The sequence below is a fragment of the Tenacibaculum ovolyticum DSM 18103 genome, from assembly GCF_000430545.1.
GTDB lineage: Bacteria > Bacteroidota > Bacteroidia > Flavobacteriales > Flavobacteriaceae > Polaribacter > Polaribacter ovolyticus.
This window is the reverse complement of record NZ_KE387163.1, coordinates 267472-293460: the sequence shown is the minus strand read 5'-3', so window position 1 is coordinate 293460 and position 25989 is coordinate 267472. Positions and strand designations below refer to the sequence as shown.

The window sequence follows — 25989 nt, the reverse complement described above, 5'->3', positions numbered from 1 at the left end:
TGCATTATTAATTTATAAAATTAATAAATTAATATCTCTATAAGGTAAGTCAAACCAATCAGCTACAGTTTTACTTGTTAAAATACCATGGTAAAAATAGATGCCATTTCGTAAACTCTTATCAAAACGAGCAGAATTTTCAAAACCACCTTCTTCAGCTATATTTAATAAATATGGTGTAAATATGTTACTAATAGAAACAGAAGCTGTACGAGCATATCTTGAAGGTATGTTTGGTACACAATAATGAATTACACCATGTTGGTTAAAAGTAGGTTTACTATGGGTTGTAATTTTTGAAGTTTCAAAGCATCCTCCACGATCTATACTAACATCAACAATAACAGCACCATCTTTCATTTGCTCGATCATACTTTCTGTAACAATTACAGGTGATCGTTTTTTACCTCTAATAGCTCCAACAACAACATCACATCTCATTAAAGCTTTTGTTAAAGTTTTTGGTTGAATAGTAGATGTGTAAACAGGTGAGTGAACAAAGTGTTGTAGTTTACGAAGTTTAGTAATTGAATTATCAAACACTTTAACGCTCGCTCCCAAACCAATGGCAGTCTTAGCAGCAAATTCACCTACAGTACCAGCACCTAAAATAACAACATCACTAGGCGGTACACCACCAATATTACCTAATAATAAACCATTACCTCCATTGGCAGTTGTCATTAATTCGGCAGCAATATGCATAGAAGCAATACCAGCAATCTCACTTAATGATTTTACAATAGGGTATACACCATGTTCATCTTTTATGTAATCAAAAGCTACAGCGGTAATTCGTTTTTTTGCTAATGCTTCAAAATACTTTTTATCTTGAGTTTTTAATTGTAATGCAGATATTAAAACAGTTTGAGGGTTTAACATTTTAATTTCCTCTAAAGAAGGAGGTTCAACCTTTAAAACAATAGTACAAGCAAAAGCTTCTTTTATATCGTATGCTATTTTTGCCCCAGCATCAGAATATTCTTTGTCACTATAATTAGCACCATCACCAGCACCAGTTTCAATAACAACTCTATGACCATGAGCAATTAAAGCACATACAGCATCAGGTGACAAGCTAATGCGTTTTTCTTCAAAATGAGTTTCTTTGGGTAAACCTATTAATAATTCACCTTTTTGCTTTTTTATTTCAAGCATTTCAGGTTGAGGCATTAATTGTTCTTTTGTGAAAGGTGAGGTGTAGCCCATTTAATTTAGTTGGTTTTTAGTTGAATGTTACGTTGACCGTTTTCTAAAAGACTAATCTTTATATCAACAGCATCTAAAGGTAATAAATTTTTAACGTTTTCTGGCCATTCAATTAAACACCAGTTATTACTATAAAGATAATCTTCAACACCTATGTCATAAGCTTCTTCTTCATGTTCGATACGATAAAAATCAAAATGATAAACAATTTCATTGTTATCAGTTTGATATTCATTAACTAAAGAAAAAGTAGGGGAGTGTGCTACATCATAAACTCCTAACGTTTTACATATTTCTTTTATTAAAGTAGTTTTACCAACACCCATATCGCCATGGAAAAGTAATACTTTATTTTGGGCATTTTTAATAATGTCTTGGGCTATTTGCGGTAAATTGTCTAAAGAATAATTTTTGTTCATAGATGCAAAAATAAAAAACTGTTAAAAGGTAAAGAAATTTAATTTTTATAACTGTAATGGCCAATTATTTTAAAATCAAAAAGACAATCTTCAAGTACTTGACCATTACCTATATTATGAACAATCATATAACGTTTATTATCTTTTGTTTTTTTATTTACAACAATACCAATGTGAGTAATCCCTCCATATAAATTCCAGCAAACAATATCACCAGGTATATAGTCTTCTGATTTGTTAGATTTTATATATACAGTACCTTTTCTACTGAAAAAAGTCATTAAATTAGGAACTCTACGATGATCTATATTTTTGTCAGTTCTCTTTAGCCCCCATATCTTAGGGTATAAAGAAAAGTTTTTTAACATATCCTCGTGAACTTCCTTTTGTAAGTCGATACCTAACTTTCTGTAAGCTCTAATAATAACATCAGTACACACACCTTTGTCTGGCGGAACATCACCATTGGGGTATGAAATAGAAAAATAACTTGGGTCATAAGTTACTTTATGTTTAGTGAGCTCTAAGGCAGCCATACTTAATTTATTTTCTTTTACTTGTGAGAAACTTAGTTTCACAAAGAAAAACAAAAAGATTATAAATTTAATTTTCATGATAAATATAAAAATAAAACAATTTTACTTTGGGCTGTAAATGGCACATGGTATAATTACTTCCTCTAGCGAAATACCACCATGCTGATAGGTGTTTTTAAAATATTTAACGAAATGATTATAGTTATTTGGGTACGCAAAAAATAAATCTTCTTTAGCAAAAATAAACGGACTATTTATAGCTATACTAGGTAAAAATATATCTTTTGGGTCTTTAACAGCATAAACATCCTTGTCTTCATAACTTAAACTTCTACCTGTTTTATAGCGTAAATTAGAACTAATATTTTTGTCTCCAACAACTTTAGTAGGAGTCTTAGAGTTTATTGTACCATGATCAGTCGTAATAATTAATTTTTGACCTAATTTTTGCGCTTTTTGAATAATATCATATAAAGGAGAGTTTTTAAACCAGCTAGCCGTTAAAGATCGATAAGCTTTATCATCACCAGCAAGTTCTTTAATAACTTCCATTTCTGTTTTAGCATGCGATAGCATATCAACAAAATTATATACAATTACTGTTAAATCATTTTGTTTAGTTCCATTATAATTATCTGCTAATTCCTTTCCGCTTTTAAGAGATACTATTTTATAGTATTCATGCTGAATTTTTAAATTCAATCTTTTTATCTGAGCATCTAAAAAGTCAGGTTCATATAAGTTTTTCCCTCCTTCATCTGTATCATTTCTCCAAAGATCTGGGTGTTTTTTTTCCATATCTAGAGGCATTAACCCCGAAAATATTGCATTACGAGCATACTGTGTAGCTGTTGGTAAAATACTATAATATGAATGTTCTTCTTCTTTTTTGTAATAATTATTAATAAATGGCTCAAGTATTTTATATTGATCATAACGAAGATTATCAATAACAACAAGTAATAGACCTTGATCTTTAGAAATATTAGGAACTACATAGTTTTTAAAAAGTGTATGCGAAAAAGTAGGTTTATCATCACTAGTAAGCCATTTTTGATAATTCTTTTTTATAAATTTAAAAAATTGTGAATTGGCTTCAGATTTTTGAGATTCTAGAATTTCTAACATTCCAGTATCGTTAATGTTCTCTAATTCTAATTCCCAGTGCACTAGTTTTTTATATAACTCTGTCCATTCCTCATATGAGTTAACCATTGCTAAATCCATAGAAATTTTTCTAAATTCCTGTTGGTAGTTAGATGTTGTTTTTTCAGAGACCAAACGTGAATGATCTAAATTCTTTTTTAAGCTTAATAATATTTGGTTTGGGTTTACTGGTTTTATTAAATAATCAGCAATTTTAGACCCAATAGCTTCTTCCATAATATACTCTTCTTCGCTTTTTGTGATCATAACCACAGGAAGATTTGCATTTTTTTGTTTAATAGCAGCAAGGGTTTCTAAACCTGTTATTCCAGGCATATTTTCATCTAGAAAAACAATATCAAAATTTTGTTCATCAACCAAATCTATAGCATCAGCACCGTTTGTAGATGTAGTTACTGAATAGTTTTTCTTTTCTAAGAATAAAATGTGAGGTTTTAATAAATCAATTTCATCATCAACCCAAAGTATATCTATATTTTTCATCTAATTTTCTATGTTTACATTAAAAAGAACGCTCTAAAATGTATTTGTTGTATTTCTAAAAGCTAAAAATACGTTAATAATGTATTTGTTAATTTGGTTTTGTAGATAAATTATGATTATTTTGTTTAAAATTGAAGTATTTATATATTTTGAACAATCAAAAAACAAATAAATTAAAGATTATAAACGACCCTATTTATGGGTTTATAACGATACCTAATTCTTTAATTTTTGATATTATAGAGCACCCTTATTTTCAGCGATTAAGAAGGGTTACACAAATGGGGTTATCAAATATGGTATATCCAGGAGCAAACCACACCCGTTTTCACCATGCAATAGGTTGCATGCATCTAATGCAAAAGGCAGTATATGTTTTAAGAAATAAAAATGTTGCTATTTCTGATGACGAAGCAAATGCTTTATATATAGCTATTTTATTGCATGATATAGGTCATGGAGCATTTTCTCACGCATTAGAACATAGTATTGTAAACGGAATTACACATGAAGAAATTTCGTTAAAATTTATGAGAGCTTTAAACGATGAGTTTAATGGTCAGTTAAGTTTAGCTATTCAAATTTTTGAAGGAAAATACCACAGGCAATTTTTATATCAATTAATATCTAGTCAGTTAGATATAGATCGGTTAGATTACTTAAAAAGAGATAGTTTTTACACTGGTGTAGCTGAAGGAAATATTTCATCAGAACGGTTAATAGCTATGATGAATGTGGTAGAAGATGAGTTAGTAATTGAGCAAAAAGGAATTTATTCTGTTGAAAAATTTATTATTGCTCGTCGTTTAATGTATTGGCAAGTATATTTACATAAAACAGGTTTAGTTGCAGAAATTACATTGGTTAATGTATTAAAAAGAGCAAAAGAGTTAGCTTTAAAGGGAGTTGAAATGTATGCTAGTAGGGCATTAAAGTATTTTTTATACACACCTATATCTGAAACTAATTTCACTAATGATACATTAAAAATATTTTCAGAATTAGATGATTATGATGTGATGTCTGCAATAAAAGATTGGGTTCATCATGAAGATTTTGTGCTTTCATCTTTAGCAAAAATGATTATTCACCGAAATCTTTTAAAAATTGAAATTCAAGAAGAACCGTTCGGAGATACCTATTTAACAGCTATTCACAAGAATCTTTTAGAGAATAGTAATATTAAAGAAAGTGATTTAAATTATTTTGTTTTATCAAATAAAATTAAACATCAGGCGTACAATACCAATGATCCTATAAAGATTTACACGAAAAAAGGTGAGTTAAAAGATATCGCAAAAGCATCAGATCAATTAAATTTAAAAGCATTGTCTAAACCAGTGATAAAACATTATTTATGTTACCCCAAAAAAATAGTTTAATTGTTAAATAATTCTAACAAGATGTAATTAAACAAAAATAATTACTTTTGCATTCAATGAAATTTACAGCAAAACAAATAGCAGATATTTTAGAAGGGGAAGTTGAAGGAAACCCAGAAGCAGAAGTTTCTAAACTTTCTAAGATCGAAGAAGGCACAAAAGGAGCATTAAGTTTTTTATCTAATGCGAAGTATAATTCTTACTTATATACTACAGAGGCATCTGTTGTTATAGTAAACGAATCTTTTAAACCAGAAAAAGAGTTGAAAACAACTTTAATAAAAGTAAATGACGCTTATCAGGCATTTACAAAGTTATTAGAGTTTTATAATGAAGTAAAAAATAATAAACAAGGGCGAGAGAACCCTCATTTTATTGCAGATTCAGCTTCTGTAGGAGAAAATGAATACATTGGTGCATTTGCATATATTGGAGAAAATGTTGTTTTAGGAGAAAATGTAAAAATTTACCCAAATACTTATATTGGTGACAATACAAAAATAGGAGATAACACAACTGTATTTGCGGGTGTGAAAATTTATTCAGAAACAATTATTGGAATGAATTGTAAAATTCATTCAGGAAGTGTAGTTGGATCTGACGGATTTGGTTTTGCACCTACAGAAAGTGGAGAATATAAAACAATACCTCAAATTGGAAACGTTATTATAGAAGATAATGTTGATATAGGAGCTAATTCGACTATAGATAGAGCAACCTTAGGATCAACAATTATTAGAAAGGGTGTAAAGTTAGATAACCAAATACAGGTTGCGCATAATGTAGAAATTGGTAAAAACACAGTAATTGCTTCACAAACAGGAATTGCAGGTTCTACTAAAATAGGAGAAAGCTGTATGATTGGAGGACAAGTAGGTATTGTAGGACATATATCTATAGGAAATAATGTGAGAATACAAGCACAATCAGGTATTGGGAAAAGTATAAAAGACAACGATGTAGTTCAAGGAACCCCAGCTTTTGGATATTCAGATTATAGTAAATCTTATGTTTACTTTAAAAAATTACCAAAATTGGTATCAACAATAGATAAAATAGAAAAAGAGTTAAATGCTCAAAAAATAAAAAATGAGTAAGCAACAAAGAACAATAAAAAAAGAAATTACATTAACTGGTGTAGGATTGCATACAGGTAATGAGGTAACAATGGTTTTTAAACCAGCACCTATAAATCATGGATTTGCTTTTACAAGAGTTGATTTAGAAGGAATGCCAATTATTCAAGCTAAAGCAGAATTTGTAACGAATACTCAAAGAGGAACAAATCTTGAGAAAAACGGGGTTCAAATTCAGACTTCTGAGCATGTTTTAGCTGCAGCTGTTGGGTTAGATATTGATAATTTAATTATAGAAATAAATTCTTCTGAGCCTCCTATTATGGATGGTTCTTCAAAGTTTTTTATTAAAGCTTTAGAAGAAGCAGGAGTTGTAGAGCAAGATGCTGACATTGTAGAATATGTGGTAAAAGATATTATTTCATATAAAGATGAAGCTACAGGAAGTGAGATTATCTTAATGCCTGCTGATGAATATCAAGTAACTACAATGGTAGATTTTGGTACTAAAATTTTAGGTACTCAAAATGCTACATTAAATAAAATTTCTGATTTTAAGGAAGAAATTTCTGATGCAAGAACATTTAGTTTTTTACACGAAATTGAAATGTTGCTTGAAAATGATCTGATAAAAGGTGGAGATTTAAATAATGCAATTGTATATGTTGATAAAGAGTTATCAGAAAGTACAATGCAAAAATTAAAAAAAGCTTTTAATAAAGAGGATATAAAAGTGCAGTCTAACGGAATTTTAGATAATCTAGAATTACATTGGGCAAATGAAGCAGCACGTCATAAATTATTAGATGTAATTGGTGATTTAGCTTTAGTAGGTATTCGTATTAAAGGTAAAGTTATAGCAAATAAACCAGGACATTTAGTAAATACATTGTTTGCGAAAAAATTGGCAAAGATCATAAAGCAAGAGAAACGTAATAATGTTCCTCAATATGATTTGAATCAGCCTCCATTAATGGATATTCATCAAATAATGGACATATTACCACACAGACCTCCATTTTTATTGATAGATCGTATTATCGAATTATCAGATACACATGTCGTTGGTATGAAAAATGTGACTATGAACGAACCTTTCTTTACAGGGCATTTTCCAGGTGCACCAGTAATGCCAGGGGTTTTACAAGTAGAAGCAATGGCACAATGTGGAGGGGTTTTAGTACTAAATACAGTACCAGATCCTGAAAACTATTTAACTTATTTTATGAAAATGGATAAAGTTAAATTTAAACAAAAAGTACTTCCAGGAGATACGTTAACTTTTAAATGTGAGTTAATAACGCCTATAAGAAGAGGTATCTGTCATATGCAAGCTTATGGATATGCAAATAACAAAATAGTTGTTGAAGCAGAATTAATGGCACAAATCGCAAAAAAACAATAATTTTATGAATCAACCACTTGCATACGTACATCCACAAGCTAAAATTGCTAGAAATGTAGTGATAGAACCTTTTACAACAATACATTCGAATGTTGAAATTGGTTCAGGAACTTGGATAGGTTCTAATGTTACTATTATGGAGGGAGCTCGCATCGGTAAAAATTGTAGAATTTTTCCAGGCTCAGTTATATCGGCAATACCTCAAGATTTGAAGTTTAATGATGAAGAAACTACAGTTGTAATTGGTGATGATGTTACTATAAGAGAATGTGTTACGATAAACAGAGGTACTTCTGATAGAATGAAAACGGTTATTGGAAATAATTGTTTAATAATGGCATACTGCCATATTGCACATGATTGTTTAGTGGGGGATAATTGTATTTTTTCAAACAATACTACCTTAGCAGGCCATGTTACTATTGGAGATAATGTAGTGTTAGCAGGTATGGTAGCTGTACATCAATTTGCATCAGTAGGAAAACATGCTTTTGTTACAGGAGGATCCTTAGTGAGAAAAGACGTACCACCTTATGTAAAAGCTGCTCGTGAGCCATTATCATATGTTGGGATTAATTCAGTAGGATTAAGGAGAAGAGGATATGCTATAGAGAAGATTAGAGAAATTCAAGATATCTTTAGAATCTTATTCCAACAAAACTTTAATAATTCTCAGGCAATTGATATAATTGAAGCAGAAATGAGTGCAACTTCAGAACGTGATGAAATTATTCAATTTATAAAAGACTCACATCGTGGTATCATGAAAGGGTACTTCAAATCAAATTAATTATAGGCTTATAACTAATATAATAAGCTCGCGTTTTAATAAATAAAAAATATAAAGAATACATACAATGGCTACAACATCAGATATTAAAAACGGATTATGTATGAGATACAACAACGATATATATAAAGTTGTTGAATTTTTACATGTAAAACCAGGAAAAGGACCTGCTTTTGTAAGAACAAAATTAAAAAGTGTTACGAATGGTAAAGTAGTAGATAATACTTTCCCTTCAGGAAGAAAAATTGATGATGTTAGAGTTGAAACACATAAATTTCAATACTTATACAAAGAAGGAGAGACATTTCACTTTATGAATCAAGTAGATTATTCTCAAATTACATTAGAAAAAAGTGCTTTAGATGCACCAGAATTAATGAAAGAAGGTGAGGTAGTTACTATTATTATCAATTCTGAAGATGATATGCCTTTAGCTGTAGATATGCCTGCAAGTGTAATTTTAGAAGTTACTCATACTGAACCAGGAGTAAAAGGAAACACAGCAACGAATGCAACAAAGCCAGCAACTGTTGAATCTGGAGCAATCGTAAATGTTCCTCTTTTTATAAATGAGGGAGATAAGATTAAGGTTGAAACAACAAAAGGTACATACCAAGAACGTGTTAAAGAATAATTTTGAAATTTAAAAACACACAAACTTTACAACAAATAGCGCAACTCTTAAGTTGTGAATTTGTTGGTAAATCTTCTTTTTCTATTACAGGAATTAATGAAATTCATGTGGTAGAAAAGGGAGATATTGTTTTTGTAGATCATCCTAAATATTATAGTAAAGCGTTAAACTCGGCAGCAACGACTATTTTAATTAATAAAGAAGTAGCTTGTCCAGAAGGAAAATCATTATTAATATCAGATGACCCTTTTAGAGATTTTAATAAAATAACAAAATATTTTAATCCATTTATAGCATCAAAAGAAAGTATTTCTGAAAGTGCAATTATTGGAGAAGGAACTGTTATTCAACCAAATGTTTTTATAGGTGATAATGTATCTATAGGAAAAAATTGTTTGATTCATCCTAATGTTGCTATTTATAGCAACACTATTATTGGAAACAATGTTACAATTCATGCGAATACTGTTTTAGGAGCAGATGCTTTTTATTATAAAAACAGGCCTGAAGGCTTTGATAAATTAATTTCAGGAGGAAGCGTTATTTTAGAAGATAATGTAGATTTAGGAGCTTCTTGTACAATTGATAAAGGCGTAACAGGTAATACTACTATTGGAGCAGGAACAAAAATTGATAATCAGGTTCATGTAGGGCATGATACTATAATAGGTAAAAAGTGTTTAATAGCATCACAAACTGGTATTGCTGGTTGTGTTATTATTGAAGACGAAGTAACTATATGGGGTCAGGTTGGAACAAACAGCGGAATTACTATAGGTAAAGGAGCTGTAATACTCGGACAAACAGGTGTTACAAAATCTGTAGAAGGAGGTAAATCGTATTTCGGAACACCAGTTTCTGAATCTAGAAGTAAGTTAAAAGAATTGGCTGAAATAAAACGATTAGTAAAAGAACAAAAAAAGATATAAAAGTTTCACAAATCAATTACAAAAAACTATTTTTGTGAAGCTTAAAATTAAATAAAAATATACCAATGAGTGTTTTAGTAAATAAAGATTCAAAAATTATAGTTCAAGGTTTTACAGGTAGTGAAGGTACTTTTCACGCTGGTCAAATGATCGATTACGGTACAAACGTCGTAGGAGGTGTAACACCAGGTAAAGGAGGACAAGAGCACATAGGTAAACCAGTTTTTAATACAGTTGATGAAGCTGTACAAAAAGTAGGAGCAGATACTTCTATTATTTTTGTACCACCAGCATTTGCTGCTGATGCTATTATGGAATCTGCTGAAGCAGGAATTAAAGTAATTATTTGTATTACTGAAGGAATTCCTACTGCTGATATGGTAAAAGTAAAAGCTTACGTAGATCAATTAGATTGTACTTTAGTAGGACCTAACTGTCCTGGAGTAATTACTCCTGATGAAGCTAAAGTTGGTATTATGCCAGGATTTATTTTCAAAAAAGGTAAAATAGGTATCGTTTCAAAATCAGGAACTTTAACTTATGAAGCTGCTGACCAAGTTGTAAAACAAGGATATGGTATTACTACAGCTATTGGTATTGGTGGAGATCCAATTATTGGAACTACAACAAAAGAAGCTGTTGAGTTACTAATGAATGACGATGAAACTGAAGCAATTGTTATGATTGGTGAAATTGGTGGTAATTTAGAAGCAGAAGCTGCTCGTTGGATTAAAGCTGATGGTAACCGTAAACCAGTTATTGGTTTTATTGCAGGTCAAACAGCGCCAGCTGGTAGAACAATGGGGCATGCAGGTGCAATTGTAGGTGGTGATGATGATACAGCTCAAGCAAAAATGAAAATTTTAGCTGAAAATGGAGTTCACGTTGTTGAATCTCCTGCTAAGATTGGTGAAATGGTAGCAAAAGTTTTAGCATAATTTTGTAAAAACTGATAATATATTAAAATATTTTTCTTTAAAATCCGTTGAATTGTCAATTCAACGGATTTTTTAATTTAATCAAACCCAAATAAAAATGAAAACAATTAAATTGCTATTAGCATGTATGTTTTTAATTACTGCTATAAGCTGTAAGAAAACAACAACTTCAAACAATGAAGTGAAAAAAGAAAATCATACAGGAACAAATGGTTTTAAATATGAAACTGTTTCAAATGACCCAACAGGCTTACGCTTATATACTTTAGATAATGGTTTAAAAGTATATTTAAGTAAAAATACTGATGAACCAAAAATTCAAACATATATTGCAGTTCGTGCAGGTTCAAATTACGACCCTAAAAAATCTACTGGGTTAGCTCATTATTTAGAGCATATGTTGTTTAAAGGAACGCATAAAATAGGAGCTCTTGATTGGGATAAAGAGAAAAAGTTTTTGAGTGAAATATCTGATTTATATGAAAAGCATAGAGCTGAAAAAAATGAAGAAAAGAAATTAGCTCTTTATAAAAAAATTGATAGTGTTTCTTTAGAAGCATCTAAATATGGAAATTCAGGTGAGTATAAAAAAATTATTGAATCACTTGGTGCTACTGGTACCAATGCACATACATGGTTTGAAGAAACAGTATATAAAAACAAAATTCCTGCTAATGAGTTAAATAAATGGTTAGATTTAGAATCTGAACGTTTTAGTTCATTAGTATTACGTTTATTTCATACTGAGTTAGAAGCTGTTTTTGAGGAGTTTAACCGTGGTCAGGATAACGATTTTAGAAAGAGTTATGCTGCAATGTTAAAAGGTTTATTTCCTAATCATCCTTATGGACAACAATCAACTATTGGTAAAGCGGAGCATTTAAAAAATCCTTCAATGATCGATATAAATAATTATTTCGATAAATATTACGTGCCAAATAATATGGCTATTGTATTAGTTGGAGATTTAGATTTTGATGCTACTATTAAAAAGATAAATGAAACTTTTGGTAAGTTCGAAAAGAAAGAATTAACACATCCAATATTACCTAAAGAAGAGGTTCTTACAGCACCAATTGTTAAAGAAGTATTTGGGCCAACATCAGAAAGTATTTCTATAGCTTTCCGTTCAAAAGGTGTTAATACAAAAGAAGAAAAACTAGTTACACTTTGTGATATGATTATGGCAAATGGTAATGCTGGTTTAATTGATTTAAATTTAAATCAAAAGCAAGCAGTTCAAAGAGCTGGTTGTTCTCCTACTTTTTTAAATGACTATGGTTATCATGAATTTACTGGTTCTCCAAAATCTGAACAAACTTTAGATGAAGTTAAAGATTTATTATTAGCTCAAATAGAGAAATTAAAGAAAGGTGAATTTGACGAATGGATGATTGAAGCCGTTGTAAATGACTTAAAATTAAGTCAAACACGTCAATATGAAAATAATACTGCTTTAGCAAGTGCTTATTTTAATGCATTTATTCACCATGAAAATTGGTCAGATAAAGTTAAGTTTTTAGATGATCTAAAGAAAATTACAAAAACTGAATTAGTTGCTTTTGCTAATACATTTTATCAAAATAACTACGTTGTAACATACAAACGTAAAGGAGAAGATAAAAATATAGTAAAGGTTAAAAACCCAGGAATTACACCCGTTAATTTAAATAGAGGTAAGAGCTCTGAATTTATTACTGAATTTAACAAGAAAAAATCAGCACCATTACAGCCAAAATTTGTTGACTATAAAACAGCGATTAAAGAACTGAAAACTAAAAATGATATTTCAGTATCTTATGTTGAAAATAAGAATAATGATTTATTTGATTTGAATATTATTTTTGACATGGGTAAAGACAATGATAAAAAATTAAGTCTTGCTGCAGGTTATTTAGAATTTTTAGGGACTGATAAATATTCAGCTGAAGATATCAAAAAAGAGTTTTATAAATTAGGAGTAGATTATTACGTAAGTGCTCAAGATGATAAAACATATGTTGGTTTAAGAGGTTTAAAAGAAAATTTACCTAAAGGATTAGAATTATTAGAACATTTATGGGATAATGCAAAAGCTGATCAAGGAGCATTTGATAAATATGTAGAAAAAATTTATAAAGGACGTCAGAACGGAAAAACTCAAAAAGGAAATATTCTTTGGAACGGTTTAATGAATTATGGTAAATATGGTGAAGATTCTCGTTTACGTAACATAATGCAAGTTGATGAGTTAAAAGCAATTGATCCGGTTGAGTTAGTAAGTATCCTTAAAGATTTAAAGAATTATAAGCAACGTGTTTTTTATTATGGTAAAGATGTAAAAGCAGCTGTTACTGCTTTAGATACACATCATAAAATATATGGTAAATTAAAAGAATATCCTAAAGCAAAAGAGTATGTTGAAACTGAAACTGGAGGTAATGTGTTTTTTACAAATTACGATATGGTTCAATCAGAATTATTATTTTTAGCAAAAGGAGAACCTTTTAAACCAGAAAACTTAGCAGCATCAACATTATTTAATACTTATTTTGGCAGCGGATTATCATCAATTGTATTTCAAGAAATTCGTGAAAGTAAGTCATTAGCTTATTCAGCATTTGCATCATATAGTAGTGCTCGTAAAAAAGATGGTAATAATTATGTAATGGCATATGTTGGTACACAGGCAAATAAACTAACACAAGCAGTTGATGCAATGTTAGAATTAATGAATAACATGCCAGAAGCTGAAAAACAATTTAATGCAGCAAAAGAATCTACATTAAAAAAGATTGCCGCACAGCGTATTACAAAGTCAAGTATTTTTTGGTCTTATGAAAGATTAAAAAAGTTAGGAATTGATAACGATAATCGTGAGCAAATGTATAACACGATTAAGGCAATGAAAATAGAAGATTTAAAAGCTTTCTTTGATAAAAATGTAAAGGGAGAATCTTATAATGTAATGGTTATAGGAAATAAGAAAGATTTAGATGTGAAGTCTTTACAAAAGTTAGGTAAAATCAAAGAATTAGATGTTGATTATTTATTTAATTATGTAAATGAGAAAAAAATAAAATCTTAATAAAATAATTTTATACTAATTAAAATCCTGCTGAAGAGTGTTCTTTAGCAGGATTTTTATTTTTATATTTGACCTATTAAAAACAACTAGATAATGAAATTATTAGAAAATAAAACAGCAATTATAACCGGAGCTTCTAGAGGTATTGGTCGTGGTATAGCTGTAGAGTTTGCAAAACAAGGTGCTAATATTGCTTTTACATATAGTTCGTCTGTTGATGCAGCAACTGCTTTAGAAAAAGAATTGACAGATTTAGGAGTAAAAGCGAAAGGATATCAATCAAACGCAGCAGATTTTGATGCAGCTCAAGAATTAGCTAAAGAAGTACATACTGAGTTTGGTAGTATTGATGTATTGATCAATAATGCAGGTATTACAAAAGATAACTTACTAATGCGTATTTCAGAAGATGATTTTGATAAGGTAATTGAAGTAAACTTAAAGTCTGTTTTTAATTTAACTAAAGCTGTTATTCGTCCGATGATGAAACAACGCAAAGGTTCAATTATTAATATGAGTTCTGTTGTTGGATTAAAAGGAAATGCAGGTCAAGCAAATTATGCAGCTTCAAAATCTGGTATTATCGGTTTTTCTAAATCAGTAGCTTTAGAATTAGGTTCAAGAAATATTAGAAGTAACGTAGTTGCTCCTGGGTTTATTGAAACTGAAATGACAGCAAAGTTAGATGAAAAAGTAGTTGAAGGATGGCGTAATGAAATTCCTTTAAAAAGAGGAGGAACTCCAGAAGACATTGCAAATGCTTGTGTGTTTTTAGCATCTGATATGAGTGCATATATTACAGGGCAAACTTTATCTGTTGATGGAGGAATGTTAACGTAAAATATTCAAAATAATATTTTTATTATAAAACCCTGCTATTTAATAATAGCAGGGTTTTGTTATTTCTAGAAGTTTATATCTTCATTTCATAACTAAACTTAAATCTATTATTCTAACATTAATTGTTTTTAGTTACAAATTTTTAAGAAAAAAGGAGATAATTATTAATCAGAACTAAAGAGTTTACACTAATTATTTTTTAAGTTAAAAAGAGAGTTAATATAATTATTGATTGTAAGCTTCAAAACTTCCGTCTTCAAAAAATAAAACAATACGGCTTATTTTTTTTGTGTTTTTGTCCTTTTTTTCAGTCGCTGAGAATTGCGTATTTGATTTTTTTTCCACCTCATGTTCAGATGTTACATTTTCAGAAAATAGAGAAGGTACCGTTAAATTTTCTTCAACGACTTCTTTTTTAATTTTAGTTTCAATAATTTCTTCAATTTTAGGAAAACTACCTTTTCCGTATAATAGCCAATATAAGTCTACCTCAGGAAATTTGTTTATTATTTTCATAACAAAATCAAGACTCGGTTTATTTCTGCCAGATAGTAGGTGAGATATACTAGAGCGTTGTACATCAATTGCATCAGCAAAAGTTGATGATGTTAAATTATAATGCTCAATTATTTTTTTTAACCTAGGTAGTAGTTCCATAAATGTTACAATTGTAAACTAATGATTATTGATATCTGATAAAGTAAAGATATACAATTGTAAATTGATATACAAGAGGAAGAATATTCATTTATTAAGATATGTTTAATCAATATTGATTAAAGCAATAGTGTAGTTAATAGCGGTTAAATAACTTAATTACAGTTGTTTAGATGCGGTTAATAGAGTAAATCTATAATATAAGTGCTTTTAGGTGATGAAACAGTACAGTAAGGCTAATTACAGATGTAAAAGAAAAGTATTACTACATTTGTAGTTTACAATTGTTGTTTTAATTATTATAATACAATACCCTCATATTATATACACAAGTCTTATTAAATATTTAATTGTAAACGGCGAATTACTCATTACTATTACTTATTATAGCCATTTTTGTATATATACAGCTACTATTAGATTACTTTTGTAAATAATAGCTTATATATCAACCATAAAGTAGTAGAAGATAATTAAGAGACTAAATAATTAATGTAAATATTATATACTTCTCTAAATAAGTACTTTATGATTTAAATATGTTAAAAAGATAGGGGAGAAACAGTTGTTTACAAATGTAAATTAAGGTAAAGTGATAGTAAAACACGTTTTTTTAGGTATAGATGTAAATTTAATAGATCCGTTATGTGATTCTATTATACTCTTACTTAATGTTAAACCAATACCAGAACCATCTTTACGAGTTGTAAAATAAGGTATGAAAATATTATCCTTTATTTCATTTAGAATACCAATACCATTATCGGTAATAGAAAAGTGAGTCCTATTTTTTTCTTTTATAAGCTGAACTTTAATTACAGGGTTCTCAATATTTGTTAAAGCATATAAACAATTAGATAGTAAGTTTATAACAACTTGCTCTATTTGTTTTTTATCTGCATAAACAAATATATTTTCAGTAGTGTTAAATTCTAATAAAATACTTTTTAATTTCAATTCTTGTTCAAATAATTGAAATGTGTTTTGCATTACTTTAGTTAAATTAAAATTTTCTTTTACCGGAAGCGGTAATTCAGCTAATTTTCTATAAGTATCAACAAATGTAGTTAGATGATGTGATCGTTTTTTTATTATTTGCAATCCTTGAGATAATTCTAACATAGTTTCATCATCTTTCTCATCCTCTTGTAAAAGAGAATCTAAATTTTCAGCTAAACTACTAATAGGAGTAATAGTATTAATAATTTCATGAGACATTACATTCATTAACTTATACCACGCTTCTTTTTCTTTCTTGTCTATTAATTGTTGAATAGTTTCTAAAGAAAGAATTAAATATTCATATTCATTTGTTTGTGTTACAGATGTTTTTAAGAAAAAATTTTCTTCAGTATCGTTTACATCTATACTAACAGTATGTTTTAAAGCATTCCATTTTAAAATGAACTCTAAAAGATTCCCAATTTTATTTTTTAATAAGGTCCAATTATAAAACTTAGGAATTTTTAAGAAATCAGTAAAAGCTTTATTAATTTGAAAAACTTCAATTTTTTGATTAACATCTTTCCTTAATATTAAAACTCCAATACTTAAACTCTCTATAATGTTTGTAAGAATTAAGGCTTCAGAAGTATTTAAAAGATTTTGTTTTCTATGTTTTTCTAATAATAATGAAGTTTTGTTATGTAATGAGTTTTCTCTTTTTTTTGATGAAATTGTGTTTGAATAATCATTATGTAACAAACAATCAATAGATTTTTCGATATCAGCAAAAAGTTTTTTTAAATAATCAAAAAATAAATAAAGTTGAAACAAAAATAATAATGAAAACCCAATAACATTAACAGAATAACCTTTAATATAAGTAAAGAAAATTAAAACACCATTAAATATTAATAATAGAATTCTAATAAGTATTTGAATAAATTGAGTTTTTCCCATTTATAATTGATATTTTTCTAATCGTCTATATAACGCAGCTCGGGTTAAACCTAAATCTTTTGCAGCTCTTGATATATTACCTTGATGTTTCTGCAAGGCTTGTTCAATTAATAATTTTTCAGTTTCTTCTAAATTTAAACTAGCAGACATTGAAGCTTCTAATTTTTTAGTAGAAAAGTGCAAATCTTCCGTTTGAATTTGAGTATTATCAGTTATAATTACTGCACGTTCAATTATGTGTTCTATTTCTCTAATATTACCAGGCCAATGATACTTTTTTAATCCATTGAGAGCTTGTTTATTAAAACCATCTATTTTTTTTCGATATTTCTGATTCAACTTATTTAAGAAATGATTAGCTAACAATTCAACATCACCAATTCGATCTCTAAGTGGAGGCAAGTTAAGTTCAATGGTATTTATTCTAAATAATAAATCTTGACGAAAGGTTTGTTCATCAACCATTTCATGAACATTTGCGTTTGTAGCACAAATAATACGCACATCTATTGCACGCTCATTTCCTTCACCCAATCGAGTTACTTTCCGATTTTGAACAACGGTTAATAATTTCGATTGTAAGTGGAGTGGAAGATTACCTATTTCATCTAAGAATATAGTTCCACCTTTTGCTAATTCAAATCGTCCAATAGTATCTTTATGAGCATCTGTAAAAGCACCTTTTACATAACCAAATAACTCACTTTCAAATAAGTTTTCATTTAAAGAACCTAAATCAACATGAATAAAAGGAGCGTTTTTACGTTCTGATTTTAAGTGTATTTCTTTGGCAAAGACATATTTCCCAGTTCCGTTTTCACCTAAAATTAAAATATTAGCATCAGTAGGAGCAACTTTATTAGCCAAACCAATTGCAGATTGCATTGCTGATGAACTACCTATAATATGTTCTGTTTTATTATGAAATTCTTTATAGTTTAACTTTTGAACAGTTTCTAACTGTGTGTTTTTTCGTTTAGACCTAGCTAGTTCTACACCAGCATTTACAATTCCATATAATTTCTCAGTATTCCAAGGCTTTAAAATAAAATCTGTAGCTCCTTTTTTTATAGCGTCAACAGCTAAATTTACGCTACCAAAAGCAGTCATTAAGATAACAGTAGTTTCTGGACTAATTTCTTTTATATGATTTAACCAATATAAACCTTCTTTACCATCTTCATAACCAATACGATAATTCATATCTAACAAAACAACATCTATAGTTGTTGTAGTTAAATGATTACTTATTTTTTTAGGATTATTAGCTGTTATTATTCCAGTAAAATATTTTTTTAAACTTATTCTAGCAGAAAATAAAATATCATCATCATCATCAACTATTAATATGGTTGCTTCCTTTTTTCTCATACTACATAGTTAGTCAATTGTTTGAATATGAACAAAAAAATGTTCGCTTTCGAACATGGTAAAAAATATATACAAGTGTAGGTTGTTGATTATTAGTGTTTTGTGTATTTGTTTTCTGTTGGCATATTTATGGAATTAACTATGCCAAACGAAGACAAATTATAATGGATAAGCAGCTACAAACAAAGAATAAAACAACTAAAAAAATGTTATTATGGGGAATTCCAATTGTGTTATTATTTATTTTTACTCTAATGAATTTAACTCGTAAAAAACAAGTTAATCTTAAAAAAGACAATTTAAGTATTAGAAAAATTTCACTAGGTAATTTTGAAGATGTTGTTTTATTTAATAGTACTGTAACACCTAAAACATCTGTTTTAGTAAATGTAATTCAAGGAGGTTCAGTTTCTGAAATTTTTGTTGAAAGTGGACAGATGATAAAAAAAGGGACACCTTTATTAAAAGTTTACAACCCTAATGCTGAGTTAAATTATTTAACTCAAGAGACTGCTATTGTTGAACAAATTAATAATTTAAGAAATATTAGAGTAAATATAAAGAATCAACAATTAAACTTAGATCAACAATTATTAAGAATCGGAAATGATTTTAGAAGTGCAAAACGTCAATATAAATTAGATTCAACACTGTATTTTAAAGAAGTAGTTGCTAAGAATGATTATCAAAAATCTAATCAAGAATACACATTTCAAAAAGAAAGAAATGGAGTTATTAAAAGAAGCGTTTCTGAAGAGAAAAAGAATAGAGGTGTGCAATTATCTAGAATAGATATTTCTATTAATAACATGCAAAAAAGTTTAGAATTACTACGTAAAAACAAAGAGAATTTTGTTGTAAAAGCACCTGTTAATGGTTTATTATCATCATTTAATCCAATTTTAGGACAAAATTATAATCAAGGACAGTCAATAGGGAAGGTGGATGTTTTAGATGGATATAAATTAAAAGCAAGAGTAGATGAATACTACATTTCTAAACTAAAGAAAGATATTAATGGAAGCGTTAGTATAAATGCTAAAAATCATGATATTGTATTATCAAAAGTTTTGTCAGAGGTTGTAAATGGGCAATTTGAAGTGGAACTTGTTTTTAAAAATGACACACTTCCTAAAAGTATTAAAAGAGGAATGTCTTTAAAAACAAAAGTTTTTCTATCTAACAACAGTAAAGCTTTGTTAATACCAAAAGGTCAGTTTTATCAAAGCACAAATGGAGCATGGGTTTTTGTATTAAATACTGAAAACAAAGCAGTAAAACGTACTATTAAAATAGGTAGAGAAAACCCTTTTTATTATGAAGTTTTAGAAGGTTTAAAAGAAGGCGATAAAGTAATAACATCTAGTTATGATGATTTTAAGAATGTAGAAGAAATAAATATTGAATGAGTAAAAAGTTTCAAAGCAAAAGAGTATCAAAGTAGCAAAGCTAATGTTAGTTCGAGTAATTTTTCTGACGTAGTAGGAAAAATTGTATCGAGAATAATTATAAAAACAAAATTTAAAAATATATAAAATGATAAAAATAACAGATTTAGTAAAGGTTTACCGAACGGAAGAAGTAGAAACAACTGCATTAAATAAATTAAGTTTAGAAGTAAAAGAAGGTGAATTTGTATCTATCATGGGAGCATCAGGTTGTGGGAAATCTACTTTATTAAATATTATTGGGCTATTAGATGCTCCAAATAATGGAAGTTATCTTTTTGACGGAACAGAAGTTGCAAGGTTTAATGAAAAGCAACGCGCTGGCTTACGAAAGGCAAACATTGGTTTTGTTTTTCAAAATTTTAACTTAATTGATGAATTAACAGTTTATGAAAATGTTGAGTTGCCTTTAATTTATAATAAAATAAAAGCTTCAGAAAGAAAAGAGCGTGTTAATGAGATTTTAGAAAGAATTGGTATAGCACACAGAGCAAAACATTTTCCATTACAATTATCTGGAGGTCAACAACAGCGAGTTGCTGTAGCTAGAGCTTTGGTAACAAATCCAAAATTAATTTTAGCAGATGAGCCAACTGGAAATTTAGATAGTAAAAGTGGTAATGATGTAATGGAATTATTAACTGAACTACATGCAACAGGTGCTACTATTGTAATGGTAACTCATTCCTCTTATGATGCTCAATTTTCATCTAGAGTTATTACATTAAAAGATGGAGAGATAATTTCTGAAAAAACAAATGAACATAAGGTAGATGTTTTAGTTAAATAAATATTCACGTAAAATACTAGAACAAATGTTACAAATATGGTTTAAAATATTTTTTAGAAATCAGCAAAAAAACTGGTTAAATGCATTAATTAATATTAGTGGTTTAACACTTGGTTTGGCTGGATTACTTATTGTGTTGTTATACTTAAATGAAGAGCAAAGTTATAATCAATGGAATCCTAATAAAGAAGAGATTTATAGAGTAAATTTAAAGCAGGCAAAATCGAAAGAAGTTTGGTTTACAGTAAATGCAGGGATGTACCTTACATACCCAAAAGAATTACCAGAAGTAACTGAAGCTTTAATGGTGCAACCATTTTATAGAAGTAGGGTAGTACAGTTTAATGATACTTTTGAATTTACAGACAAAGTAACAATAACAGATCCTCAGTTTTTTAATTTTTTTCCTTTTGAAATTATTGATGGTTCTACTCAAAAATTTACTGAAACAAGAGCACATATTGGATTATCTAAATTATATGCTGAGCGTATATTTAAAGGAGAAAGGGCAGTAGGAAATTCAGTAAAAATAGGAACTAAAAATTATATTGTTGCTTGTGTATATAACATTCCTAAAAACTCACATCAAGAACCAGATTTGTTAATTCAGTTTGATGAAGATTTTGAGGTTCATTGGGGAAATCATAATAACGAACTATTTTGCAAAGTTACTAAAGGAACTAATTTGGCTGATTTAAAACAAAAAATGAACCAAATAATTATAAATAAAGCTTTTAAACCTACGGCAGAAGAAAATGGAATTACAGTAGAAGAGTTTGATAAACGTTATGGTGTACCAACTGTTTTGTTAGATAAATTAGATAGGTTGTATTTACATAGCAAAGCAAAAAGAGCTGGCCCTAGTGGTACAGGTAATTATCAACTATTAATGGTTTTATTAGGTTTATCTATACTATTAATTGTTATTTCTTGTGTAAATTTTATTAATTTATCTGTAGCTTCAGCTACTCAAAGATCAAAAGAGGTTGGAGTTAAAAAGACACTTGGTCTATCAAAAAGACAATTATTATTACAATATATATTTGAAGTCGTTTTTCAAGGTATTATCTCATTTATTTTAGCATTAATAATTGTCGAATTAACATTACCTTTTTTTAATGATTTTGTACAAAAAGACATTTCTATATTAAATGTTAGTTCATTATCTACTTTATTTATAACAGCTATTTTAATATCAATTTTTATAGGAAGTATTCCTGCTTTGTATTTATCAAATTTTAAAGCAATAGAAGTTTTAAAAGGGAGTATTTCAAAAAGTAAAAAAGGAAATTTAGCAAGAAATATAATGTTAGGACTTCAGTTTTTAATATCAGGTTTTTTTATAATTAGTATGTTAATTGTAGGAAATCAAATTAATTATATGATGCAAAAAGAACTTGGTTTTGATAAAGAACAGGTTTTATCAGTAAAGGTTTACAATTTAGAAAACAAATACAAAAAATACGAATTAACAAAAGATGTATTATCAAAAAATAAAAACATTTTAGCAGTTAGTTCAAGTATGTTTGTTCCAGGAGATGGTTGGGTTAGTGGTACTTCTTTAAATCATAAAATTAATGATATAGATTTTAATTCAGCATCTAATACAGTAGATTATAATTACATAAATTTTGCGAAAATTAAAATTTTAAAAGGACGTAATTTTTCAGAGGATATTGCATCAGATACTATTAGTAAAATTATAATTAATGAAAGTGCAGCTAAAAAATTAGGAATATATAATGACCCAATAGGTCAGATACTTAATTTAGGTTGGCAAGAAGATAATATGCCAGGACTTGAAGTTATAGGAATGACAAAAGATTATCATTTTGATGGTTTTGATACTAAAATTGCTCCAATGTTTTTTGTTCTTTGGGATAATTTTGATTTTACCAAAAGTTGGATGTCGAGTATTCAGTTTAAAATTAAACCAGAGAATATAGATCAAACAATTGTTGATATTGAAGAGTTTTGGAAGCAAAATGTTGATGCAAAATTCCCATTTACGTATGAGTTTTTAGATCAGAAATTTGCTGAAACTTATGATAAATATCAAAAGCAGCAAACAATGTTTTTAATACTATCTGTATTCGTAATTTTAATTTCACTTCTTGGGTTATTTGCTTTAGCTACACTAACAATTCAACAACGATTAAAAGAAGTTGCGATTAGAAAAACATTAGGAGCATCAGTAAAAGAGATAATGTTTCAGTTATTAAAAAGCTTTTTAAATGTTGTACTTATCTCTTCAGTAATATTAATTCCTATAGCTTATTATTTTATGCAAAACTGGCTAAACAATTTTGTGTACAGAATAGAAATGCCAATACTGCCATTTATTATAACACCAATTATTTTAATTGGTTTAGTTTTTATAGTAGTTGGTTTAAAAGCATATAAGGCCACCAAAATTGATTTAATAAAATATTTAAAATTCGAATAAATATGTTACAAACATGGTTTAAAATATTTTTTAGAAACAGTCTAAAAAACTGGTTAAATTTAGTTGTTAATATATTAGGTTTAACAGTGGGCTTTGCAGGACTATTATTAGTTTTATTATACTTTAATGATGAGCAAAGTTATAATACAAATAATATAAATTCTAATGAAATTTATAGAGCAATACATAAAATGTCTAATGGTGATGTTTGGGATAGTAGTTCTATTATAGAAGGCGCAAAATATAAAGAAGATATACCCGAAATACGTGATTTTTATTTAAGTAATATATATTTAAGTAGTTCAGTTGTTAAAGTTGAAGGAAAGCAATTATTTATAGATAAGATATTAAAAGGGAGTTCTAATTTCTTTAATTTTTTTCCTTTTGAAATTATTAAAGGAAATATAGAAAGTTTTAAAAAAGGAAGAAATAATATAGCAATATCTGAGAAAGAAGCTGAAAAATTATTTGGTAAAAAATCAGCCATTGGTAAAACCATTGAATTTCAAAATAGATCCTTTATTATAACTACTGTTTATGAAATAATAGGAAAGCACTATTTTATGCCAAAAATGGTTACCCAATATAGAAAAGAACAGGAAGGAAGTTGGGGAAGTTTTTCTAAAACATTATTTATAAAAACAAATAAAAGAGCTGTTTTAGAGGATATAAATAGAAAAGCAAATGATGTTTGGTATAAAAATGCTACTGTACCACAGGCAAAAAATGAGGGACTTACTCCTGAAAAGTTTATGGAGAAATATGGAACAACTGTTGTTTTTGAACCATTAAAAGATATTCGGCTAAAAACAATTGGAAATCAAGCTGGTCCAGAAGGAAAAGGAAATTATCAATTAATTCTTATAATGTTGTCTTTATCAATATTACTAATTATTATTTCTTGTGTAAATTTCATTAATTTATCTATTGCTTCAGCAACACAAAGAGCAAAGGAAGTAGGGGTAAATAAAACATTAGGGGTTTCTAAGTTACTTCTAATACAACAACATATTTTAGAAGTCGTTTTTCAAGGAATTATAGCTTTTCTTTTATCGTTATTATTGGTAGAACTTGTTTTACCTTCTTTTAATAGTTTTATGAATAAGGAAATTTCTATATTTAATTTTGAACTACTTTTAAAGGTTGCAACTTTAGCTTTATTTATTTCAATTATTATTGGTGTTATTCCTGCGATATATCTTTCTAAATTTAAAGCAGTAGAAGTATTAAAAGGAAATATATCTAGAAGTAAACAAGGTGTTTTAGCAAGAAACATTATGTTAGGTTTTCAATTTTTAATTTCTGGTTTTTTTCTTACAGCATCTTTAATAATATATAATCAAGTAGATTATATGATGAATAAAGATCTTGGTTTTAATGGAAACCAAGTAGTTGTGGTTTCGATGAATGAATATAAAGGTGCATATAAAAAATATTTAGTAGCGAAACAAGAATTAATAAAACATCCTAATATTGATGTTGTTACTAGTAATTCTTTTATAATAGGGGGTGGTAGCTCTAATTTAACAGATGTAGAATATAATGATATCTCTGTAAAAACATATGCGAATGCAGTAGATTTTGATTATCTACAAACAATGAATATAAAACTATTAAAGGGGCGTTTTTTTAATGAAAATAGAGCATCAGATACTATAAATAGCGTTATTATAAATGAAACTTTAGCGAAAGAGTTCAATATTTATGATGATCCAATAGGTAAAAAAATAAAACCTGGTTTTAATGATGAAAATAATGTACCTAAAATTTTAACCGTAGTCGGTATGGTAAAAGATTCTCATACAAATGGTTTTGATAGTAAAATCGTACCAACAATAATAATACATTGGAGTACATTTGGTTGGATGAAACAAAACTTTTGGTGGATGCAATTTAAAATTAAGCCTAATAATGTACAAGAAACTTTAAAGTATATAGAAAATTATTGGAAAAAGAATATAGAGCAGGGATATCCTTTTAATGCACAGTTTTTAAATAAACGTTTTGCAATAACTTATGTGAAATATGAAAAACAGAAAACTTTGTTTTTAATTTTAACTACAATTGTAATTATCATTTCTTTGCTAGGTTTATTTGCTTTGGCAACATTAACAATTCAACAACGATTAAAAGAAGTTGCTATTAGAAAAACATTAGGGGCATCAGTAAAAGAGATAATGTTTCAGTTATTAAAAAGCTTTTTAAATGTTGTACTTATTTCTTCAGTAATATTAATTCCTATAGCTTATTATTTTATGACAAATTGGTTAAATAATTTTGCGTACAGAATAGATATGCCAATATTTCCATTTGTTATAACACCAATTATTTTAATTATTTTAGTCTTTGTGGTCGTTGGTTTAAAAGCATATAGAGCAACTAAAATAGATTTAATAAAATATTTAAAATTTGAATAAATTATAAAAACAGTCACAGACTAAAAATTATGGAGTCTTTTGTATAATAAATACCTATTCAAAACTAATTATTAAAAATAAAA

The 25989-nt window shown here is 28.3% G+C and carries 20 protein-coding genes; 13 read left to right on the top strand and 7 right to left on the bottom strand.

Features of this window, described 5'->3' with window-relative positions; translation table 11 throughout:
* Positions 1-12: 12 nt before the first annotated feature.
* The 4 genes from H518_RS0111270 to porX are packed head-to-tail and all read right to left on the bottom strand — an operon-like array spanning position 13 to position 3814.
* On the bottom strand, positions 13-1209 hold the full coding sequence (locus H518_RS0111270; RefSeq protein WP_028889149.1) for an alanine dehydrogenase: 1197 nt from the start codon (positions 1207-1209) through the stop codon (positions 13-15).
* Between the two features lie 5 nt (positions 1210-1214).
* Positions 1215-1628 carry a tRNA (adenosine(37)-N6)-threonylcarbamoyltransferase complex ATPase subunit type 1 TsaE gene (gene tsaE, locus H518_RS0111265; protein ID WP_028889148.1) on the bottom strand — a complete coding sequence of 138 codons (414 nt, stop codon included), beginning with the start codon at positions 1626-1628 and terminating at the stop codon, positions 1215-1217.
* Positions 1629-1666: 38 nt separating this feature from the next.
* Entirely contained in the window at positions 1667-2242 is a 576-nt protein-coding gene (locus tag H518_RS0111260; protein WP_028889147.1) for a DUF1287 domain-containing protein, read from the bottom strand.
* 24 nt (positions 2243-2266) lie between these two features.
* On the bottom strand, positions 2267-3814 hold the full coding sequence (gene porX / locus H518_RS0111255; protein WP_028889146.1) for a T9SS response regulator signal transducer PorX: 1548 nt from the start codon (positions 3812-3814) through the stop codon (positions 2267-2269).
* A 131-nt stretch (positions 3815-3945) separates the two neighbouring features.
* On the opposite strand from porX, the gene H518_RS0111250 reads away from it, so the two are divergent.
* From H518_RS0111250 to fabG, 9 genes are all read left to right on the top strand, one after another.
* A complete protein-coding gene (locus H518_RS0111250; RefSeq protein WP_043706871.1) occupies positions 3946-5196 on the top strand; it encodes an HD domain-containing protein in 1251 nt (416 codons plus the stop codon).
* Positions 5197-5252: 56 nt separating this feature from the next.
* The gene (gene lpxD / locus H518_RS0111245) at positions 5253-6293 is read left to right on the top strand and encodes a UDP-3-O-(3-hydroxymyristoyl)glucosamine N-acyltransferase (RefSeq protein WP_028889144.1); all 1041 of its coding nucleotides are present in this window, start codon (positions 5253-5255) and stop codon (positions 6291-6293) included.
* Positions 6286-7677, top strand: coding sequence for a bifunctional UDP-3-O-[3-hydroxymyristoyl] N-acetylglucosamine deacetylase/3-hydroxyacyl-ACP dehydratase (locus tag H518_RS0111240; protein WP_028889143.1), 1392 nt, complete (start codon positions 6286-6288; stop codon positions 7675-7677). The genes lpxD and H518_RS0111240 overlap by 8 nt, the downstream gene beginning before the upstream one ends.
* A gap of 4 nt (positions 7678-7681) precedes the next feature.
* On the top strand, positions 7682-8467 hold the full coding sequence (lpxA, locus tag H518_RS0111235) for an acyl-ACP--UDP-N-acetylglucosamine O-acyltransferase (RefSeq protein ID WP_028889142.1): 786 nt from the start codon (positions 7682-7684) through the stop codon (positions 8465-8467).
* A 67-nt stretch (positions 8468-8534) separates the two neighbouring features.
* Complete coding sequence (gene efp / locus H518_RS0111230; protein WP_028889141.1) at positions 8535-9101, top strand: elongation factor P; 567 nt, start codon at positions 8535-8537, stop codon at positions 9099-9101.
* Positions 9102-9103: 2 nt separating this feature from the next.
* Entirely contained in the window at positions 9104-10030 is a 927-nt protein-coding gene (locus H518_RS0111225) for a UDP-3-O-(3-hydroxymyristoyl)glucosamine N-acyltransferase (RefSeq protein ID WP_028889140.1), read from the top strand.
* A gap of 65 nt (positions 10031-10095) precedes the next feature.
* Entirely contained in the window at positions 10096-10968 is an 873-nt protein-coding gene (gene sucD / locus H518_RS0111220; protein WP_028889139.1) for a succinate--CoA ligase subunit alpha, read from the top strand.
* 97 nt (positions 10969-11065) lie between these two features.
* Positions 11066-14035 (top strand): M16 family metallopeptidase, encoded by a 2970-nt coding sequence (locus H518_RS0111215; protein WP_028889138.1) that lies wholly within the window; start codon positions 11066-11068, stop codon positions 14033-14035.
* Positions 14036-14128: 93 nt separating this feature from the next.
* The gene (gene fabG / locus H518_RS0111210; protein WP_028889137.1) at positions 14129-14875 is read left to right on the top strand and encodes a 3-oxoacyl-[acyl-carrier-protein] reductase; all 747 of its coding nucleotides are present in this window, start codon (positions 14129-14131) and stop codon (positions 14873-14875) included.
* A gap of 225 nt (positions 14876-15100) precedes the next feature.
* Here fabG and H518_RS0111205 read toward each other — a convergent pair whose 3' ends face one another.
* The 3 genes from H518_RS0111205 to H518_RS0111195 all read right to left on the bottom strand — a co-directional run bounded on the left by H518_RS0111205 (position 15101) and on the right by H518_RS0111195 (position 18805).
* Positions 15101-15532, bottom strand: coding sequence for a helix-turn-helix domain-containing protein (locus H518_RS0111205; protein WP_051263745.1), 432 nt, complete (start codon positions 15530-15532; stop codon positions 15101-15103).
* Positions 15533-16114: 582 nt separating this feature from the next.
* Positions 16115-17434: a sensor histidine kinase gene (locus H518_RS0111200; RefSeq protein ID WP_028889135.1), complete on the bottom strand. Its 1320-nt coding sequence runs from the start codon at positions 17432-17434 to the stop codon at positions 16115-16117.
* The gene (locus H518_RS0111195; protein ID WP_028889134.1) at positions 17435-18805 is read right to left on the bottom strand and encodes a sigma-54-dependent transcriptional regulator; all 1371 of its coding nucleotides are present in this window, start codon (positions 18803-18805) and stop codon (positions 17435-17437) included.
* Between the two features lie 164 nt (positions 18806-18969).
* Between H518_RS0111195 and H518_RS0111190 the strand changes: the two genes are divergently transcribed.
* The 4 genes from H518_RS0111190 (at position 18970) to H518_RS0111175 (ending at position 25906) form a co-directional block, all read left to right on the top strand.
* Positions 18970-20214 carry an efflux RND transporter periplasmic adaptor subunit gene (locus H518_RS0111190; protein ID WP_028889133.1) on the top strand — a complete coding sequence of 415 codons (1245 nt, stop codon included), beginning with the start codon at positions 18970-18972 and terminating at the stop codon, positions 20212-20214.
* A gap of 127 nt (positions 20215-20341) precedes the next feature.
* Complete coding sequence (locus tag H518_RS0111185; protein ID WP_028889132.1) at positions 20342-21043, top strand: ABC transporter ATP-binding protein; 702 nt, start codon at positions 20342-20344, stop codon at positions 21041-21043.
* A gap of 25 nt (positions 21044-21068) precedes the next feature.
* Positions 21069-23489, top strand: coding sequence for an ABC transporter permease (locus H518_RS0111180; RefSeq protein WP_028889131.1), 2421 nt, complete (start codon positions 21069-21071; stop codon positions 23487-23489).
* A 2-nt stretch (positions 23490-23491) separates the two neighbouring features.
* On the top strand, positions 23492-25906 hold the full coding sequence (locus H518_RS0111175; RefSeq protein WP_028889130.1) for an ABC transporter permease: 2415 nt from the start codon (positions 23492-23494) through the stop codon (positions 25904-25906).
* Positions 25907-25989: the final 83 nt, after the last annotated feature.

Coding starts and splice junctions, on each gene's coding strand:
- lpxD (WP_028889144.1), top strand. CDS start 5,253: ATGAAATTTACAGCAAAACAAATAGCAGATATTTTAGAAGGGGAAGTT.
- porX (WP_028889146.1), bottom strand. CDS start 3,814: ATGAAAAATATAGATATACTTTGGGTTGATGATGAAATTGATTTATTA.
- H518_RS0111205 (WP_051263745.1), bottom strand. CDS start 15,532: ATGGAACTACTACCTAGGTTAAAAAAAATAATTGAGCATTATAATTTA.
- H518_RS0111180 (WP_028889131.1), top strand. CDS start 21,069: ATGTTACAAATATGGTTTAAAATATTTTTTAGAAATCAGCAAAAAAAC.
- H518_RS0111185 (WP_028889132.1), top strand. CDS start 20,342: ATGATAAAAATAACAGATTTAGTAAAGGTTTACCGAACGGAAGAAGTA.
- H518_RS0111240 (WP_028889143.1), top strand. CDS start 6,286: ATGAGTAAGCAACAAAGAACAATAAAAAAAGAAATTACATTAACTGGT.
- efp (WP_028889141.1), top strand. CDS start 8,535: ATGGCTACAACATCAGATATTAAAAACGGATTATGTATGAGATACAAC.
- H518_RS0111260 (WP_028889147.1), bottom strand. CDS start 2,242: ATGAAAATTAAATTTATAATCTTTTTGTTTTTCTTTGTGAAACTAAGT.
- H518_RS0111270 (WP_028889149.1), bottom strand. CDS start 1,209: ATGGGCTACACCTCACCTTTCACAAAAGAACAATTAATGCCTCAACCT.
- sucD (WP_028889139.1), top strand. CDS start 10,096: ATGAGTGTTTTAGTAAATAAAGATTCAAAAATTATAGTTCAAGGTTTT.
- H518_RS0111190 (WP_028889133.1), top strand. CDS start 18,970: ATGGATAAGCAGCTACAAACAAAGAATAAAACAACTAAAAAAATGTTA.
- H518_RS0111200 (WP_028889135.1), bottom strand. CDS start 17,434: ATGGGAAAAACTCAATTTATTCAAATACTTATTAGAATTCTATTATTA.
- fabG (WP_028889137.1), top strand. CDS start 14,129: ATGAAATTATTAGAAAATAAAACAGCAATTATAACCGGAGCTTCTAGA.
- tsaE (WP_028889148.1), bottom strand. CDS start 1,628: ATGAACAAAAATTATTCTTTAGACAATTTACCGCAAATAGCCCAAGAC.
- H518_RS0111195 (WP_028889134.1), bottom strand. CDS start 18,805: ATGAGAAAAAAGGAAGCAACCATATTAATAGTTGATGATGATGATGAT.
- H518_RS0111175 (WP_028889130.1), top strand. CDS start 23,492: ATGTTACAAACATGGTTTAAAATATTTTTTAGAAACAGTCTAAAAAAC.
- lpxA (WP_028889142.1), top strand. CDS start 7,682: ATGAATCAACCACTTGCATACGTACATCCACAAGCTAAAATTGCTAGA.
- H518_RS0111215 (WP_028889138.1), top strand. CDS start 11,066: ATGAAAACAATTAAATTGCTATTAGCATGTATGTTTTTAATTACTGCT.